We start from the raw sequence: 16,268 nt of genomic DNA, 5'->3' as shown, positions 1-16,268 counted from the left end.
TCAGGTGCATTAACAATTATCTGTTGTTCTTCCAAAGAAACGGTCGTCTTTATCGGTACGTCCGCCATCTTCTAATGGAAATTCTTTTCGCATTGGAAAAGAAGTCATTTCATCCATATTCAAAATACGTTTCAATTGTGGATGACCTTTAAATATGATTCCGTAGAAATCATATGTTTCGCGTTCTTGCCAGTTTGCACCAGAAAATAACGACGTCACGGTATTGATTTCTAAATTTTCTAAAGACAAGAAACACTTGAAACGAACTCTGGTATTGTCTAGCCAATTGTGCATGTGATAGACTACTGCAAATTCCTTGTCTTTACTTGCATCCGGATAATGAACTCCGCAAACATCGGTTAGGAAATTGAATCGTAAAGTAGCGTCGTCTCTTAAAAAACGCATTACCTCTAAATTGCTTTGTGACGCTACTTCAAAGGTAAATATATCGTGTTGCTGTAGAAAATTTGACACATGATTGTCAAATTTTTCTGTAAGCTTTGTTTGTATGATTGTGCTTTCTAAAGCCATATTATTTTATGTTATAAGAGGCTAATAATTCATTGTATTCTGGAGAACTTCTGCGTCTTGTAGATTCAGACTTCACTAAATCTTGCAATCTTAAAATTCCATCTAAAATTTGTTCTGGACGAGGAGGACAACCCGGAACGTAGACATCAACAGGAATAATTTTGTCAATTCCTTGTAAAACAGAATATGTATCAAAAATCCCACCTGAACTTGCACAAGCGCCAACAGCGATAACCCAACGAGGTTCTGCCATTTGTTCGTACACTTGACGTAAAATTGGTGCCATTTTCTTTGAAATCGTTCCCATAACAAGCAACATATCCGCTTGACGAGGAGAGAAACTCATTCGTTCTGACCCAAAACGTGCTAAATCATAATGAGAACCCATAGTTGCCATAAATTCAATTCCACAACATGAAGTAGCAAATGGAAGTGGCCAAAGCGAATTTGCTCTAGCTAAACCTACTACATCGTTCAATTTCGTAGCAAAAAAACCTTCACCAGTATATCCTTCCGGCGGTGCAACTGTATTTGATTTTACATCACTCATTTAATTTCTGATATTAGATTTCTGATCTTTGATTGCAAATGAATCATTAATCGTAAATTCTGTTTTCAATATTTTATTTTAATTTGAGAGTCCTAAATCGAAAATCTCAAATCGAAAATCCTTACATTATTCCCACTCCAAACCTTTTTTCTTCATCACATAGAAAAATCCTACAATAAGAAGAAACATAAAGATTCCCATTTTTATCAATCCTTCAAAACCCATTTCACGGAAATTAACCGCCCACGGGTACATGAAAATCACTTCGACGTCAAATAAAACGAATAATATAGCTACAAGGAAGTACTTTACCGAAAAGGGCATTCGCGCATTTCCAACAGATTCTACACCACATTCAAAGTTTTTATCTTTGTTTTTAGAAGAACGTTTCGGTCCTAAAAAGCTAGAGCCAATAATTGTTGCTACTACAAATCCTACTGCTAGAATTAACTGCATTACTATTGGGAAATAGTCAAATTGATCTGATTGCATAATAATCGATTTCTTGAAAAATAATTTTGGTTACAAAGATAGGTTGCATCTAATTAAAACACAACCTTAATTGTGTTTTTCACTTTTGTTGAATTGTGGTTTCGTGTTAGTTTTTATTCATTATAAATAATAAACTAACGATTGAGCCACCAAATGCTTCCATTTAAAAACATAGCAAAGCTTACCCATAAAAGGTAAGGGATGAATAAATAGCCGGCAGTCTTATTGATTTTATTAAATAACATGTAGGTTTCATAAATCATTAAGAGCAATAAAATGATTTCTAAAAGAGCAATTAGCGGATTTTTGAGGCCGAAGAATAGAAACGACCAAAGTGTATTTAAAAATAATTGGATCCCAAAAAACACCATTGCTTTTTTAGCCAAAGGATTTGTCTCGATTTTATCCCAAACAATTCCGCCTGCAACAGCAATGCAAATATAAAGTACAGTCCAAACCGGTGCAAAAAGCCAATTCGGCGGATTAAAGCTTGGTTTTTCTACCGTGTTGTACCAAGTTTCAATGCCGTTTTGAGCTACAAAGCTGGAAGCGAAGCCAATTCCGAGGCATAGTATAATAAGGATGGTGATTTTTGTTCCGAGTTTCATGTTTTTTTATTTTGTTCAAAATTACTAAAACTTTGCTTTACTCAAAAGTTGTTTTTTTGATGTTGGCCAAATAATGTATCTTTGCCAAAATTGCACTTAAAATGACAAAAGCTACTGATTTTATACCTCAGGCATACAGAAACAATGTTACTGAAAAAGGAAGTTTTCAATGGTCGGCACCAAGTAATATAGCGCTAGTCAAATATTGGGGAAAAAAGGAAAATCAAATTCCAGCAAATCCATCGATTAGTTTCACGCTAAATAATTGCAAGACAATTACCAAACTTGAATTTGAACTAAAAGACAATCCTTCTGAAAACTATTCTTTTGATTTGTTTTTAGAGGGCAAACCTAAAGAAGATTTTAAGCCTAAAATGCAAAAATTCTTTGAAAGAGTGGAAGTGTATTTGCCATTTTTGAAAGACTTTCATTTTACGATTTCAACAGAAAATACATTTCCACACAGTTCCGGAATTGCCTCTTCGGCAAGTGGAATGGGGGCGATGGCGGTGAATTTAATGTCTATTGAAAAACTCTTTAATCCAGAAATGACGGACGATTATTTTTGGCAAAAGGCGTCTTTTCTAGCACGGTTAGGATCAGGAAGTGCATGTAGAAGTATTAAAGGTTCGGTAGTAGTTTGGGGAGAAAATGATTCTATTGAAAACAGTTCAGATTTATATGGAGTTGAATTTCCAGAAATTGTTCATTCAAATTTTCAAAAGTACCAAGACACTATATTATTAGTCGACAAAGGAGAAAAAGTGGTTTCAAGTACGGTTGGACATGAACTGATGCACAATCATCCGTTTGCACAAAATCGATTTCAGCAAGCGCACGAGAATTTGGCACGAATGAAGCAAATTTTAGTGGAAGGAAATCTGGATAAATTTGTAGAATTAGTTGAAAGTGAAGCTTTGACTTTACATGCGATGATGATGACTTCGATGCCATATTTTATTTTAATGAAACCCAATACTTTGGAGATTATCAATAAAATTTGGAAATTCCGTCAGCAATCGGGACTACAAGTATGTTTTACACTTGATGCGGGTGCAAATGTCCACGTTTTATATCCCAATAAAAATAAAGAAGAAGTTTTGCAATTTATTAAGAATGAATTGATTGTGTATTGCCAAAATCAGCAGTATATTTGCGATGAAATTGGGAATGGAGCGTTGCAATTGAAGTAATTTGACTATATTTACTTTAAATTTTCAAAAATGGACATTCAGTTAGAAAAAATAGAGCTTATTAAATTATTGGCGGAGACTGAAAATCCATCAATAATTAATGATATTAAGAAAGTTTTTCAAAAAGAAAAGAAAGATTTTTATTATGAACTGAGTGATGAAGAGAAGCAAGGAATTAATGAAGGTTTGGAAGATATTAAAAATGGAAGAGTAGTTTCTTACGACGATATGAAAAAAGAGTTCGGTCTTTCATGAAGCAGTTGACTTTTTCTAAAAAAAGTATTGCTGATATTAGAAAAATTTCAGAGTACATTGAAGTTAAGTTTTCTTTACGAATAAAATCGGTGTTTTTAGAAAAGTTGCGAAAGAATTTCGACTATATCTTTTCAAGTCCTGAAAGTTTTCCACTATCAGAATACGAGAATTTGAGAAAATGTGTAGTGACAAAACAAACATCAATTTTTTATAAAATTGAAGGTATTGATAAAATTTACATTGTTTCGGTTTTCGATACAAGGCAAAATCAGAACAAGATTAATAAAACAAAATAGCATAGATGAAAGGACCTTTATTTTACTCAAAAATTTTACTTTTCGGAGAATACGGAATTATCCGTGACTCGAAAGGTCTTTCAATTCCTTATAATTTTTACAATGGCGCTTTGAAAGTTTCAGATTTATCTGATGCTGTTTCGTTGAAATCAAATGAGAGCCTACAAAGATTCACGACTTATCTTTCCCAATTGCAAAGTGAGCAACCTGAATTAGTAAGTTTCGATATTGAGCGATTAAAATCAGATCTTGAAAAAGGGATGTATTTTGACTCATCCATTCCGCAAGGATATGGTGTGGGAAGTAGTGGGGCTTTAGTGGCTGCAATTTACGACCAATATGCAAACGATAAGATAACGGTTTTAGAGAATTTGACTCGTGAAAAATTATTGATTCTAAAGGCGATTTTTGGTCAAATGGAATCTTTCTTCCACGGTAAAAGTTCTGGATTGGATCCTTTAAACAGTTATTTGAGTATTCCAATTTTGATCAATTCCAAAGACAATATTGAGGCTACTGGAATTCCAACGCAATCAGCAGATGGAAAAGGAGCTGTGTTTTTATTGGATTCTGGAATTAGTGGAGAAACCGCTCCAATGGTTACCATCTTTATGGAAAACTTAAAAGATAAAGGCTTCAGAACGATGCTTAAAAATCAATTCACCAAACATACAGATGCTTGTGTTGAAAATTTCTTGGGTGGCGACTTTAAATCATTGTTTGCCAATACAAAAAAATTATCAAAGGTAGTTTTGAATAATTTCAAACCAATGATTCCAGAACAATTTCATGGAATTTGGCAACAAGGTATTGATACTAATGATTACTATTTGAAACTTTGCGGTTCAGGTGGTGGCGGTTATATATTAGGTTTTACTGAAGATTTAGACAAAGCAAAAGTTGCTTTGAAGGATTATAAACTTGAAGTAGTTTATAATTTTTAATTATAACTTTCAGATTTACCTATAAACCAATCAATTTCATTTTAAAATGTTGAGCAGAAAAAACAAAATTTTCGTAATGAAGATCGTCAGTTTATTTTCTGTAATTCGCGGTTATAATATTCCCGTTATTATTTTGGCACAATATCTTTCGGCCATTTTTATTTTAGCGAAAGATAAGCCTGCGTTGGAAACATTGTTGGACATCAATTTATTTTGGATTGTTTTAGCCTCATCGGTTACCATTGCTTCCGGTTATATTATCAATAGTTTTTACGACAGCAAAAAAGATCTAATCAATCGACCCAACAAGTCCAAACTTGATCGTTTGGTAAGTCAAAAGACAAAACTTACCGTTTATTTTGCATTAAATTTTCTCGCAGCGTTTTTAGGTCTATTGGTATCTTGGAGAGCAGCATTATTTTTTTCTGTATACATTTTTTTGATTTGGTTTTATTCGCATAAGATTAAACGTTACGCCATTATCGGTAATTTGATGTCGACCATAATGACTATTTTACCCTTCTTTGCCATCTTTTTAATGTATTATAAGGATATTGAGCACTCCAGCTCTTACATTGTGATTTTTTCACATGCAGCTTTTCTCTTCCTATTACTATCCATTCGAGAATTAATCAAGGATCTCGAAAATATTCTGGGTGATTTTACAAATAGTTACCAAACCATTCCGGTCGTTTATGGCGAGAAAGTATCAAAGTACATCATTACTATTTTGAGTATTTTGACTGTGATTCCCGTATATATCTTAATTGAATTGGATGATGTGGGTTACATGGATATTTATTTTTATTGCTGTTTTATTGTGTTAATATTCTTTGTGTTGTATTTATGGAAATCAAAAAGTAAAGTGCAATATTTGAACTTACATAATGTGATGAAAATTTTAATTGTGTCAGGCGTATTTTGTATCGTTTTAATTGAGCCTTCTGTATTGATTCATGGGAAAAAATTGTTGGTTTCTATGGATGTTTCTTTTTTTAAGATGCTGTAAGTAAGATGATATTTTTGTTGTTTTGAATAAGTTAGCTATGCTAAATTGTGCACAAATACTTTTCTATTTCCTTCTAAATCAAAATCTAAAATATTTTAATAGTATCTTTGCACAAATTATGTTGATTTATGAATAACAAGGAAGGGAATAACAAGCGTTCAGGTTCAAGCAGACCAAGTTCAAACAAGCCGAAACCTGCTATGGCAAAACGTTCGCAAAAACCCAAAAAGACCGAGACTGCTGGGAAAGCAAAGCCGGTAGAAGAAGTAGTGGTGAAGAAGCCAAATCAAGCGCCGAAAAGACAAAAAGCTTCGGACGAACTCCGATTGAATAAATATATTTCCAATTCTGGTGCGTGTTCGCGTCGTGATGCGGATATTTATATTCAATCTGGAAATGTAAAAGTGAATGGAATTCCAGTTACTGAAATGGGTTATTTAGTAAAGTTAACCGATGTGGTTAATTTTGACGGTACCATTTTAATACCAGAGAAAAAAGTATACATCTTGCTGAACAAGCCTAAAAACTTTACTACAGCTTTAGAAGAACATGCAGAACACAGAAATGTGTTGGAATTGCTTCGTGGTGCTACAACTTCAAGAATTGCACCCGTTGGAAGAATGGATAAAAACACAACAGGCCTACTTTTGTTAACCAACGATACCGATATGATTCGTAAGTTTGGATTGCCAAGTCAGAAGTCTTCTAAGATTTACCAAGTTTCGTTGGATAAAAATTTGAAGTTTGAAGATTTGGAGAAAATCCAAAAAGGAATGATGATTGACGGACATCGCGTAGCTGTTGAAGAAGTAAGTTACATTGACAAAGAACCAAAAAGCGAAGTAGGTTTAAAATTGAAAAGTTCTAATGTAAAAGTAGTTCGCGCTATTTTTGAACATTTTGAATATGATGTTTTGCGTATCGACCGTGTTGCGTTTGCAGGTTTGACAAAGAAGAACTTACCTAGAGGAAATTTCCGTGTTCTAACAGACCAAGAGATCATTAATTTGAAAAACGTTTAATACTTTTTAAGTACATCTAATTTAGAAAATCCTCTTTTTTTAGGGGATTTTTTAATTTACAATAACAACTATGAGTCAAAATTTAGATTCCATTGCCTTTAAATGGTTTGAAGCTTTCAATGAACACAACTTAGAAAAATTGTTGAGTTTGTATGATGACAGAGCACAACATTACAGCCCGAAATTGAAAATAAAAAATCCAGAGTCAGACGGATTGATTTCTGGAAAAGGCGCGTTACAGGATTGGTGGCAAGATGCCTTTGAAAGATTGCCAAGCTTAAAGTACGAAGTAAAATCACTAACTTCAAATGATTACCGAGTTTTCATGGAGTACATCAGAAAAGTGGATGGCGAACCGGATTTGATGGTTGCAGAAGTATTGCAAATTGAGAATTGTAAGATTATTTTGTCAAAAGTGTACCACGGATAGATTATATTAATAAAATATAGTTGTAAATTAGCGACTTTAAAATACTAAATTATATACGATTATGAAAAATTTGCTTTTAGGGTGTTTGAGTTTATTTGCGTTTAGTTCGCAGGGTCAAATGTTGGTTCTTGATCAATTGGATTCAAGTGGAGGAGCAGCTTTATTTAGAAATAAGGTAATGGACAAAACTAAAGAAAGAATTTCGGGAAGTCCATTTATCAGTGATGATTTTATGGCCAGCGAAGTTTCTGGTGCAGAAAATGTGTGGTTAACACGTTACAATGCATTTTCGGATGAAGTGGAAATAAGTTATGATAACGCTATTTTTGTGATTCCAAAAGACGAACGTTACCAAACGATTTACAACAAAACAGCGAATTACAAGTTGCAATTGATGCGCTTTAATTCTGAGAAAGAAGATTACATTTACGGATATTTATTTGAATTGTTTTCTAATGAAAAAATGGGACTTTACAAAAGAGAACAAATATCGCTGCAAGAAGGTCGTGAAGCTACAAACAGTTATTCTGTAGCTCAACCTCCAAAGTACAACAGAAAGAGTGCTGAATATTACATTAAATTAGATGCTGAAAAAGTTATACCTTTTCCAAAAAATAAGAAAGCATTAATTGGATTATATTCTAATAATGAAGATGCAATTTCTAAATACTTGAAAGAAAATAAAACTTCATTCAAAAATGAAGGTGATTTAATCGCACTTACACGATTTTTAGGAAGTTTATAAAACTTTCTTTTTTGTAATCATAAAGTCTTTTACATATAAAGGTTCAAAATAAGCGACATCTACGGTGTCGCTTTTTTTGTACTTTTCAAAGCTCAAAAAACTCATTTCGTTTGCAGATGGATAGATGATTGTATCGTGAAAAGTAAAATTATCTTTATCCATGTAAATTTTGCATTTTGAGGCGCCGTCACCCAGAAAATGGACTTCATCATTGCGATTTTGATAACTTTCTTCGGTAATAATTTCGGCAGCAACTGCTTGGATTTGGTTGAGATTTTGGTCGTAAGAAGCGCTGAAAACCTCCATTCTTCGGGCATCAATCATCGGAATTATTGTGCCCTCATTAATTTTAATTTGAGCCGCTAAACTTTGCAAAGTGTCCACAGCTATCAATGGGATGTTTAAAGCATAACACAAGCCTTTTGCTGAAGAAATACCAATACGTAATCCCGTATAAGAACCTGGCCCTTGACTTACTGCTATTGCATTGAAATCCTTAAAAGTCAAGTTGCTTTCGGAAATCAATTCTTCAATAAAAACGTGCAATTTTTCAGCATGTGAATAGCCTTCTTCTGCAATTTCGCGCAAAGCGATAGTGTGTCCATTCTTTGCTACAGCTACCGAACAATTTTTAGTAGCTGTTTCAATATTTAAAATATAAATGTCTTGTGTACTCATAATTATCGTCCCGCAATTGGAATGCCAAAATAGAATTCTACTACTTTTACTCTGAAAATATAATCAAATTTTGTTCGAATCACTTCTGATTCTGCATTTGCAAAAAGTGTTTGCGATTGATTCAAATCAAATGCATTTAATAAACCAACGTCAAAGCGCTCTTGTGCATAATTATACGATTGTTTACGTGCTGCAAGAGCCGTCACGGCAGCTTCGTATGCATTTAATGCACCTTTTGCGTCGGTAAAAGCTGTATAAACATTTCGCTCTAAATCTAATTCTTGTTGACTAACGGCAATTTGCGAACGTTTATAAGCCACTTTTGTACGCTCTACATTGTTACGAACCGAAAAGCCATTTAAGATTGGAATATTCAATTGGATTCCAAACGCATTACCTTTATTTTGACTAAACTGATCAAAAATAGCATCTGGACCTCGGAAAATAAAATTCCCGTTTCCATCACTCGAAATCCGGTCAGAATTGGTAGCACGAGAACTAAAACTGTAAAAACCTCGTAACGAAGGTTGGTAAGCTCCTCTTGCAATTTGAATATCTTTTTCAGCAACTTCCAAGTTCGCACGTGCAATTTTAAGCTCTACTCGTTCTTCTTTTGCTTTTGTATAAATGGATTCTGGACTCTGCAACATGGTTTCACTTTCCGTTAAGGCATAATCCGTTTCCACAATGTCAAACGTTTTAAAATCTTCAAGTTGCAATAGTTGAGCAAGGCTTAATTTTGAAATTAACAATGCATTTTCGGCTACGATAACATTTTGCTGACTTGTTGCAACAGTAGCAGTCATGTCCATCAAGTCGCCTCGAGGCACAGATCCTGCGTCAACAAGTGTTTGAGTGCGTTCTTTTTGCTTCTTATTGTTTTGTAATTGTTCTTGCTGCACTTTTAAATTTTCTTTGTTGAAGAGAATTTGTAAAAAAGCATTGGCTACGTTCAATGAAACATCATCTTTCATTTTTGTAAGCTGATATTGCCCTGCAATTTTTGCTAAATTGGCACGACGTAATCGGTTTTGATTTTGCAAACCATTATAAATGTCCACACCTACATTCAATCCAATTCCAGTATTTTGAAAAGTTTGAGTTTCGGCAACGTTGGTAATGGGATTAATGTTCAAACCAATATTCCAATTGTGCGAAGCATTTGCATTCACTGACGGCAAAAAGTTTCCAAGAGCGTCTTTTTTGTCAATTGCAATTAATTCGTTATCCAACTGTGATTGTTGAATGGTAATGTTCTTCTCAATGGCGTAATCGACACATTCTTTAAGTGTCCATTTTTTATCTTGTGCTTGCACAAATGCAACCGCGAGAAGTAAAGTAAGCGTTATATAATGTTTCATTTTTTATACTTTATCAGATTAGAATATTTTGTAGTTCAAATTATTCTGCACCTGTATTCCATACTTTAATTTTGTCGTCTTTGGTGATTCCGCTTTTAATTTCAACATAAATTCCATCGCTTACACCAAGAACTACGTCTCTTTTTTGAAATTGTTGCGTTCCCGTTTCTACTTCAACAAATGACTTCTTTGTTTTTTCGTCAAACTGAATTAAACTTTCTTTTATGGCCAAAACTTTGTCTGCTCTTTCTAAAATAATCGAAGCATTCGCGCTTAAACCTGCACGAATAAACGTATTGGCTTTATTATCCAACGTTCCTTTAATTGGAAACTGAACCGCTCCATTTTCTTCTGTTCCTTTTGGAGCAATGTAGTCCAAGACGGCGTTGAATTTCATGTTTTCTATAGCTCCAACAGTAATTTCTAACGGTAAATTTAATTTGATTTTTCCTACCTCTGATTCGTCAAGTTTTCCTTCGAAAATCATATTTCCAACATCAGCAAGACTTGCAATAGTAGTTCCTTCATTAAAGTTATTACTTTCAATAACTTGATTTCCAACTTTTACCGGTACATCCAAGACCATTCCTGTAACAGTTGAACGAATTACAGTTTGAGCCAAATTAGCCGTGTTTTTAGAAGTACCCGTTTTGATGATTTCAACGTTTTGCTGAGCTGCACGGTAATTTTGTTGCGATTGTTTGTAAGAAGTTTGTGCTAAGTCAAAGTCATTTGCAGAAATTACACCTTTGTCAAACAAGGTTTTCTGACGTTTGTACAATTTTTCTTGATTGTCTAAATCAATTTTAGAACTTTGAATTTGATTGTAACCGCTGTTTAAACTCGCTATATTTGGTACCAGTTTAATTTTAGCAATCATATCGCCTGCTTTGATATTATCACCGGCTTCTACATAAACTTCTTCAATAATTCCAGAAATGTTTGGCTTGATTAAAACCTCTTCTTTAGGAACAATTTTTCCCGTTGCAACGGTACTCTTTAGAATAGTTCGTTCTTCCGCTTTTTCGGTTTTATACGTTATTGGCGATTGTTGGTTTTTTTGGTACAAATAATATAATGCGCCACCAAATACAATGGCTAAGATAATAAGGATGATGATTGTTGTTCTTTTTTTCATTTTTGCGTTATAATTATTGTTTTTATTCTGTTCTTAAAGCGTCAATTGGTTTTGTTTTTACAGCTGTTCGTGCGGGAATAAATCCTGCAATCAATCCGGATACAACTAATATAAGTAATGCAATTACCACCACGGTAAGGCTGATACTTGGATTGGCAAACATGACTTCCGAAGCGTCGGGTAATCCGTCCAATATGGAATTGGCTAACATTATGATTAAAGTTGAAAATATAATTCCAGCCATTCCAGCAAGTAAGGATAATACCACAGATTCGGTTAGAATTTGTTTCTTAATGTCCCACGGTGTAGCACCAAGAGCTCTACGAATTCCTATCTCCTTAGTTCGTTCCTTTACTACAATTAGCATAATATTGATAATTCCTATGATACCAGAAAGTAAAATTAAACTTCCCACGATGTATGATACTGCGGTCAAAATTCCAAACAATCCATTGATTTTAGAGTATTCTGCATATAGATCAAAATTACCTATAGCTCTGTCGTCGTCTGGTGCTATAGTATGTCTTTCCTTTAAAAGGTCAAAAATCTTTTCTTTTACATCTGTAATGGGGTAGCCATCTTTAGCGGTAATTGCCATCCATCCCACAGTATCTCCAAAATTAAATGCTTGTTGGAAACTGGTAAATGGCGTATAGATTTCTTTTCCTTTTTCTTCAGATCCGCCTCCCATCGTGGAAATGCTTTTATAAACTCCGACGACTAAGAAATTTACACCGTTGACTTTTATGTATGTTCCCAAAACTTCTTCTCCGGGTACATATAATTCTCTAATTATTCCTTCGCCAATTACAGCTATTTTTCTTTTTTGATTGATATCTGCATAATTCAGAAAACGACCTTTGGTTATTTTCATCGGTTGCTGCAAAATGTATTCTGGATAATCACCATATACATTGTAAGCACCAGTTTTGGTACCACGAACAACATTATTACTTCCTCTAAATCCACCAAGTTGATTTCGTGGCGAAACGTATTTCAATTCACTGAATTCGCGTTTCAGAGCGTCAATATCTCCGTTTTTATAATTAAAAAAGCGGCCTTGAGGTAAGCCTTTATACGGTTTTGAAGTAGAACTTGTCCAGATAAACATGGAGTTGGTGGACATACCACCAAAACCGCGCTTTACTCCATTTTCCAATCCAGTACTTGCTGAAAGCAGAATAACTAAGATAGTAATTCCCCAAAACACACCAAATGCCGTAATAAATGTACGTAAAGGTTTAGCCGATAAGGCTTCAAGAATTTCGTTCCATTGGTCTTTGTTAAACATAATTTATTCGTCTCTTAATGCTACAATTGGTCTAATTTTCGCTGCTTTATACGCGGGAACAAATCCTGCAAAAGCACCTGCTACAGTCAATAAAATTACTGTGGTCATGGCAATATTAAAATCTACTTCGGGATGACTGAAAAAATCCGATTCTATAAATGGTCCGATTCCCGCCCAAAGCAAAAGTCCAAAAATCAAACCGATGAATCCTGAAATTAATGTAATGAACACAGCTTCATGTAAGATCATGGCAATGATGGAATAAGGTGTTGCACCTAAAGCTTTACGAATACCGATTTCTTTGGTGCGTTCTTTTACCACAATTAACATGATATTTCCAACGCCAACTACACCAGCAATAATGGTCAAGATGCCTACAAACCAGAAAAAAGCTTGAATAATATCGGTCAATTGATAAATTTTCTGTGCTTGCTCCAATGAATTTTGAATGTTTAAAGCACTTTCATCATCTGGTGCGATATCGTGACGTTCCTTTAAAATTTTATCCAATTGCTTTGAGAAATTTTCAGATTCTGCTAATGCTTGTTGGAAATTATCCCTTTTTGGCATAGTGAAAGCCATACTCCTGATATCTTCTCCAGCGCTGTAAGCTCTTTGAGCAGTTGTAACAGGAATAAAAACACGACTTTCTTCACGTTCGCCTCCTGGATCTGTAAAGACACCTACTACTTTATAAATGGTTCCTGAAACATTGATATTTTTACCTAATGAAGCTGGTGCTTTTTTAAATAAATCTAGAGCAACTTTATTTCCTATAACAGCAACTTTCTCAAAATGCTCAATATCACTTAAGTTAATAAAACGTCCTACTGTGATTGATGCATTTTCTATAAATTGATAATTGGGGTTGACACCTTCAATCCGATATGTACCAGTTTCTTTTCCATAAACAATATTTCCACTCCAGACCGAATATATTTTGGATCGGTTGTCAATGAAATCTTCAAATTTCTGCGTTACAATTTCGTAATCACGGTTCTTAAATTGTGTTATACGACCAATTCCTAAACCTTTAAATTCTTTTTGTGTAATCCCAGGATAGATTTCAATCTTATTAGTGGCATCTTTAGAAAACTGATTTTGGATCCCATTCTGAATGCCGCGTCCCGCTCCTAAAAGAATTACCAAGATAAAAATACCGGATGCCACAGAAACGCCGGTTAGAAAAGTACGCAACTTATTCTTCCCGATTGCCTGAAAAATTTCTTGCCATCTTTCTATGTTAAACATATGCTTTTACTCTTTGCTGGATTATTTTTTTGTCTTCAATGATGATTCCATCTTTCAGAATTACATTTCTTTTGCACATTGCAGCAATATCGGGTTCGTGCGTTACAATCAAGATGGTTTTTCCTTCATCATTAATCCCTTGAATTAATTCCATAACTTCATAAGAAGTCGCAGTATCCAAAGCTCCTGTAGGTTCATCGGCAAGTAATACTTTAGGATGAGAAGCCAATGCTCGTGCAATTGCTACTCTTTGTTTTTGACCACCAGAAAGTTCGTTTGGTAAATGGTGTGAATGCGTTGCCAAACCTACTTTGGTTAAGTAAGCCATTGCAATTTCAGCGCGTTCTTTTGCAGGAACTCCTTGATAATATAATGGTAAGGCCACGTTATCCAACGCTGATTTATAATTAATAAGGTTGAAAGATTGAAATACAAATCCTAAAAATTTATTACGGTATTTGGAAGCTACGGTTTCATTGAGATTTTTTATCGGAACGCCATCCAATACGTAACTTCCAGAATCAGCTTCATCCAAAATTCCAAGAATATTGAGTAAAGTTGACTTTCCTGAACCAGAGGAACCCATAATAGCCACTAGTTCACCTTCTTCTACATTAAAATTAATTCCTTTCAATACATGCAAAGAGGAAGTTCCTGTTTGATACGATTTGTGTAAGTCTTTGATTTCAATCATTTTAATGTTCTTTTTTTAATTGTAAGTGACTGTAATTATTATGTAAAGGTCGTAACTAAAATAACGCTTACAGTGATAAGACGAAATAAAATTAATTTGTTACAATATTTGTAAAAAAATATTTTGGTATTACTTAATTTTGCCATCTTAAATATCTATTTTATTATGAAAATACTTCAGCGTTTTTGCTATTTGATCTTTGCTGCTTCAATTTTAGCGGGTTGTTCCTCTGTCAATAAAATCGATGCATTAAAGCCTGAACCAGAAGATGCTTCGCCACTAATTTATGATAACAAGCCTTCTTTTATAAGCATGCCGATTGCTTTGAAGATTAAAGACATTCAAAATCAAACCAATAAATTTTTATCGGGTTTGATTTATGAAGATACTAATATTGAAGATGACGATTATACGATCAAGATTTGGAAACAAGCTCCAATTGAAATTGAGAACGAAAATGGTAAAATTAAAACAGTTTTACCATTGAAGGTGAATGTGAAATACCGAATTGGAACTGATAAGTTGGGTGTAAATTTATATAAAACGCAAGAATTTAATTTCAATGGTACGGTAACATTGTTGAGTTCGGTAAATTTGACCAACTGGAAATTAAATACGAAGACTGAATTTAAATCACTTGCATGGAAAGAAAGTCCATCTGTAACTGTTTTTGGTAAAGCATTGCCTATAACATATGTCATCAATCCGGCTATTCTAGCTTTTCGATCAAAAATGGAGCAAGCTATCGATGAAAGTATTCAAGAATCGATGGATTTTAAGCCAAATGTTTTGGATGCTTTGGATAAAATTGCCACACCATCAGAGATGAATCCTGAATACGAAACTTGGCTTCGAGTGGTTCCAACAGAATTATATGCAACTGATGCACGTTTAAAAGGTCAGAACATTGTAATGGAAATGGGATTGAAATGTACAATTGAAACCTTAATTGGTAATGCACCATCTAAGATTTTTGATAGGAATAAAATGGTTTTAAAACCGGTTACCAAAATGCCGGATCAATTTACAGCCAATATTATTGCCGTTTCCACTTACGCAGATGCTTCTAAAATTATTACCAAAAACTTCGAAGGCCAGGAATTTAGCGCGGGAAGTCGGAAGATAAAAGTGATGAAAGTGGCACTTTGGCATAAAAATAATAAAATCGTAATTGCACTTGATTTGACAGGAAGCTTAACGGGAACCATTTATTTAACGGGTTTGCCAAAGTACAACGCGTTGACTAAAGAAATCTACTTTGACAATTTAGATTATGCAATTGATACAAAAAGTAGTTTAATTCGAACTGCAAACTGGTTGGCATCGGGTACTATTTTGAAAAAGATGGAAGAAAGTTGTCGTTATTCTTTGCAACCTAATTTGGAAGAGGGTAAGAAAACGATGGTACAGTACTTATCCAATTTTTCACCAATGCCTGGTGTTTTTGTAAATGGTAAAATGGGCGATATAAACTTTAGCGATGTGCAATTGACCAGTAAAGCCATATTAGCATTTTTGACTGTAAAGGGAAAAGTAGCCGTAAAAGTGGACGGATTGGAATAACTAAGTAGCTTTTGGTTTTCTGCTTTTATAAATCACGTAGCCAATAATTGCCACTAAAATATAAGGAAATGCCATTAAATAAACAATTCCATCATTTACAGCTTCAGCTTTAACGCCGCCTTCTTCTGTTTCTAAAACCGCACGACACATGGCGCATTGTGCAGAAGAATTTGTAGAATAAAGTAATGCTATAACAAAACCAACTAGCAAAGTCATT

20 protein-coding genes are annotated in these 16,268 nt (G+C 34.2%); 9 read left to right on the top strand and 11 right to left on the bottom strand.

From position 1 onward, the window contains the following. Positions 1-9: 9 nt before the first annotated feature. The 4 genes from H602_RS0115600 to H602_RS0115585 form a co-directional block, all read right to left on the bottom strand. On the bottom strand, positions 10-531 hold the full coding sequence (locus H602_RS0115600) for an NADH-quinone oxidoreductase subunit C (RefSeq protein WP_026978855.1): 522 nt from the start codon (positions 529-531) through the stop codon (positions 10-12). 1 nt (position 532) lies between these two features. Continuing rightward, positions 533-1,081 carry an NADH-quinone oxidoreductase subunit B gene (locus tag H602_RS0115595; protein WP_026978854.1) on the bottom strand — a complete coding sequence of 183 codons (549 nt, stop codon included), beginning with the start codon at positions 1,079-1,081 and terminating at the stop codon, positions 533-535. Between the two features lie 126 nt (positions 1,082-1,207). Beyond that, on the bottom strand, positions 1,208-1,573 hold the full coding sequence (locus tag H602_RS0115590; protein WP_026978853.1) for an NADH-quinone oxidoreductase subunit A: 366 nt from the start codon (positions 1,571-1,573) through the stop codon (positions 1,208-1,210). 134 nt (positions 1,574-1,707) lie between these two features. Beyond that, positions 1,708-2,181 carry a TspO/MBR family protein gene (locus H602_RS0115585; protein WP_026978852.1) on the bottom strand — a complete coding sequence of 158 codons (474 nt, stop codon included), beginning with the start codon at positions 2,179-2,181 and terminating at the stop codon, positions 1,708-1,710. 101 nt (positions 2,182-2,282) lie between these two features. Between H602_RS0115585 and mvaD the strand changes: the two genes are divergently transcribed. From mvaD to H602_RS0115545, 8 genes are all read left to right on the top strand, one after another. Beyond that, on the top strand, positions 2,283-3,374 hold the full coding sequence (mvaD, locus tag H602_RS0115580) for a diphosphomevalonate decarboxylase (protein WP_026978851.1): 1,092 nt from the start codon (positions 2,283-2,285) through the stop codon (positions 3,372-3,374). Positions 3,375-3,404: 30 nt separating this feature from the next. Then, on the top strand, positions 3,405-3,629 hold the full coding sequence (locus tag H602_RS0115575) for a hypothetical protein (RefSeq protein ID WP_026978850.1): 225 nt from the start codon (positions 3,405-3,407) through the stop codon (positions 3,627-3,629). Then, positions 3,626-3,925: a type II toxin-antitoxin system RelE/ParE family toxin gene (locus H602_RS0115570; RefSeq protein WP_026978849.1), complete on the top strand. Its 300-nt coding sequence runs from the start codon at positions 3,626-3,628 to the stop codon at positions 3,923-3,925. Before H602_RS0115575 ends, H602_RS0115570 begins: the two co-directional genes overlap by 4 nt. A gap of 5 nt (positions 3,926-3,930) precedes the next feature. Continuing rightward, positions 3,931-4,869 carry a mevalonate kinase family protein gene (locus H602_RS0115565; RefSeq protein ID WP_026978848.1) on the top strand — a complete coding sequence of 313 codons (939 nt, stop codon included), beginning with the start codon at positions 3,931-3,933 and terminating at the stop codon, positions 4,867-4,869. A gap of 46 nt (positions 4,870-4,915) precedes the next feature. Beyond that, positions 4,916-5,878, top strand: a complete 963-nt coding sequence (locus tag H602_RS0115560) for a geranylgeranylglycerol-phosphate geranylgeranyltransferase (RefSeq protein WP_026978847.1) — start codon at positions 4,916-4,918, stop codon at positions 5,876-5,878. 128 nt (positions 5,879-6,006) lie between these two features. Continuing rightward, complete coding sequence (locus tag H602_RS0115555; protein WP_026978846.1) at positions 6,007-6,900, top strand: pseudouridine synthase; 894 nt, start codon at positions 6,007-6,009, stop codon at positions 6,898-6,900. 70 nt (positions 6,901-6,970) lie between these two features. Next, the gene (locus H602_RS0115550; RefSeq protein ID WP_026978845.1) at positions 6,971-7,330 is read left to right on the top strand and encodes a nuclear transport factor 2 family protein; all 360 of its coding nucleotides are present in this window, start codon (positions 6,971-6,973) and stop codon (positions 7,328-7,330) included. Between the two features lie 61 nt (positions 7,331-7,391). Next, positions 7,392-8,075 carry a hypothetical protein gene (locus H602_RS0115545; protein WP_026978844.1) on the top strand — a complete coding sequence of 228 codons (684 nt, stop codon included), beginning with the start codon at positions 7,392-7,394 and terminating at the stop codon, positions 8,073-8,075. Here H602_RS0115545 and tsaB read toward each other — a convergent pair. Genes tsaB through H602_RS0115515 form a run of 6 tightly spaced genes read right to left on the bottom strand, consistent with a single transcriptional unit; the run spans position 8,070 to position 14,488 of the window. After that, entirely contained in the window at positions 8,070-8,753 is a 684-nt protein-coding gene (tsaB, locus tag H602_RS0115540) for a tRNA (adenosine(37)-N6)-threonylcarbamoyltransferase complex dimerization subunit type 1 TsaB (RefSeq protein WP_035759838.1), read from the bottom strand. The two genes, H602_RS0115545 and tsaB, sit on opposite strands and share 6 nt — an antisense overlap. Before the next feature lie 2 nt (positions 8,754-8,755). Then, a complete protein-coding gene (locus H602_RS0115535) occupies positions 8,756-10,114 on the bottom strand; it encodes a TolC family protein (RefSeq protein ID WP_026978842.1) in 1,359 nt (452 codons plus the stop codon). Positions 10,115-10,154: 40 nt separating this feature from the next. Continuing rightward, positions 10,155-11,252, bottom strand: coding sequence for an efflux RND transporter periplasmic adaptor subunit (locus H602_RS0115530; protein ID WP_026978841.1), 1,098 nt, complete (start codon positions 11,250-11,252; stop codon positions 10,155-10,157). Between the two features lie 22 nt (positions 11,253-11,274). Continuing rightward, the gene (locus H602_RS0115525) at positions 11,275-12,543 is read right to left on the bottom strand and encodes an ABC transporter permease (RefSeq protein ID WP_026978840.1); all 1,269 of its coding nucleotides are present in this window, start codon (positions 12,541-12,543) and stop codon (positions 11,275-11,277) included. Between the two features lie 3 nt (positions 12,544-12,546). After that, the gene (locus H602_RS0115520; RefSeq protein WP_026978839.1) at positions 12,547-13,794 is read right to left on the bottom strand and encodes an ABC transporter permease; all 1,248 of its coding nucleotides are present in this window, start codon (positions 13,792-13,794) and stop codon (positions 12,547-12,549) included. Further along, the gene (locus H602_RS0115515) at positions 13,787-14,488 is read right to left on the bottom strand and encodes an ABC transporter ATP-binding protein (RefSeq protein WP_026978838.1); all 702 of its coding nucleotides are present in this window, start codon (positions 14,486-14,488) and stop codon (positions 13,787-13,789) included. The genes H602_RS0115520 and H602_RS0115515 overlap by 8 nt, the downstream gene beginning before the upstream one ends. A gap of 165 nt (positions 14,489-14,653) precedes the next feature. Here H602_RS0115515 and H602_RS0115510 point away from each other — a divergent pair, with 165 nt between their 5' ends. Continuing rightward, positions 14,654-16,051 (top strand): DUF4403 family protein, encoded by a 1,398-nt coding sequence (locus tag H602_RS0115510; protein ID WP_051224596.1) that lies wholly within the window; start codon positions 14,654-14,656, stop codon positions 16,049-16,051. Here H602_RS0115510 and H602_RS0115505 read toward each other — a convergent pair whose 3' ends face one another. After that, complete coding sequence (locus H602_RS0115505; protein ID WP_035759868.1) at positions 16,052-16,267, bottom strand: hypothetical protein; 216 nt, start codon at positions 16,265-16,267, stop codon at positions 16,052-16,054. Position 16,268 lies beyond the last annotated feature (1 nt).

Source organism: Flavobacterium tegetincola DSM 22377, from assembly GCF_000425485.1.
In the GTDB taxonomy this organism is placed as follows: domain Bacteria; phylum Bacteroidota; class Bacteroidia; order Flavobacteriales; family Flavobacteriaceae; genus Flavobacterium; species Flavobacterium tegetincola.
This window is presented reverse-complemented; position numbering and strand designations above follow the sequence as displayed.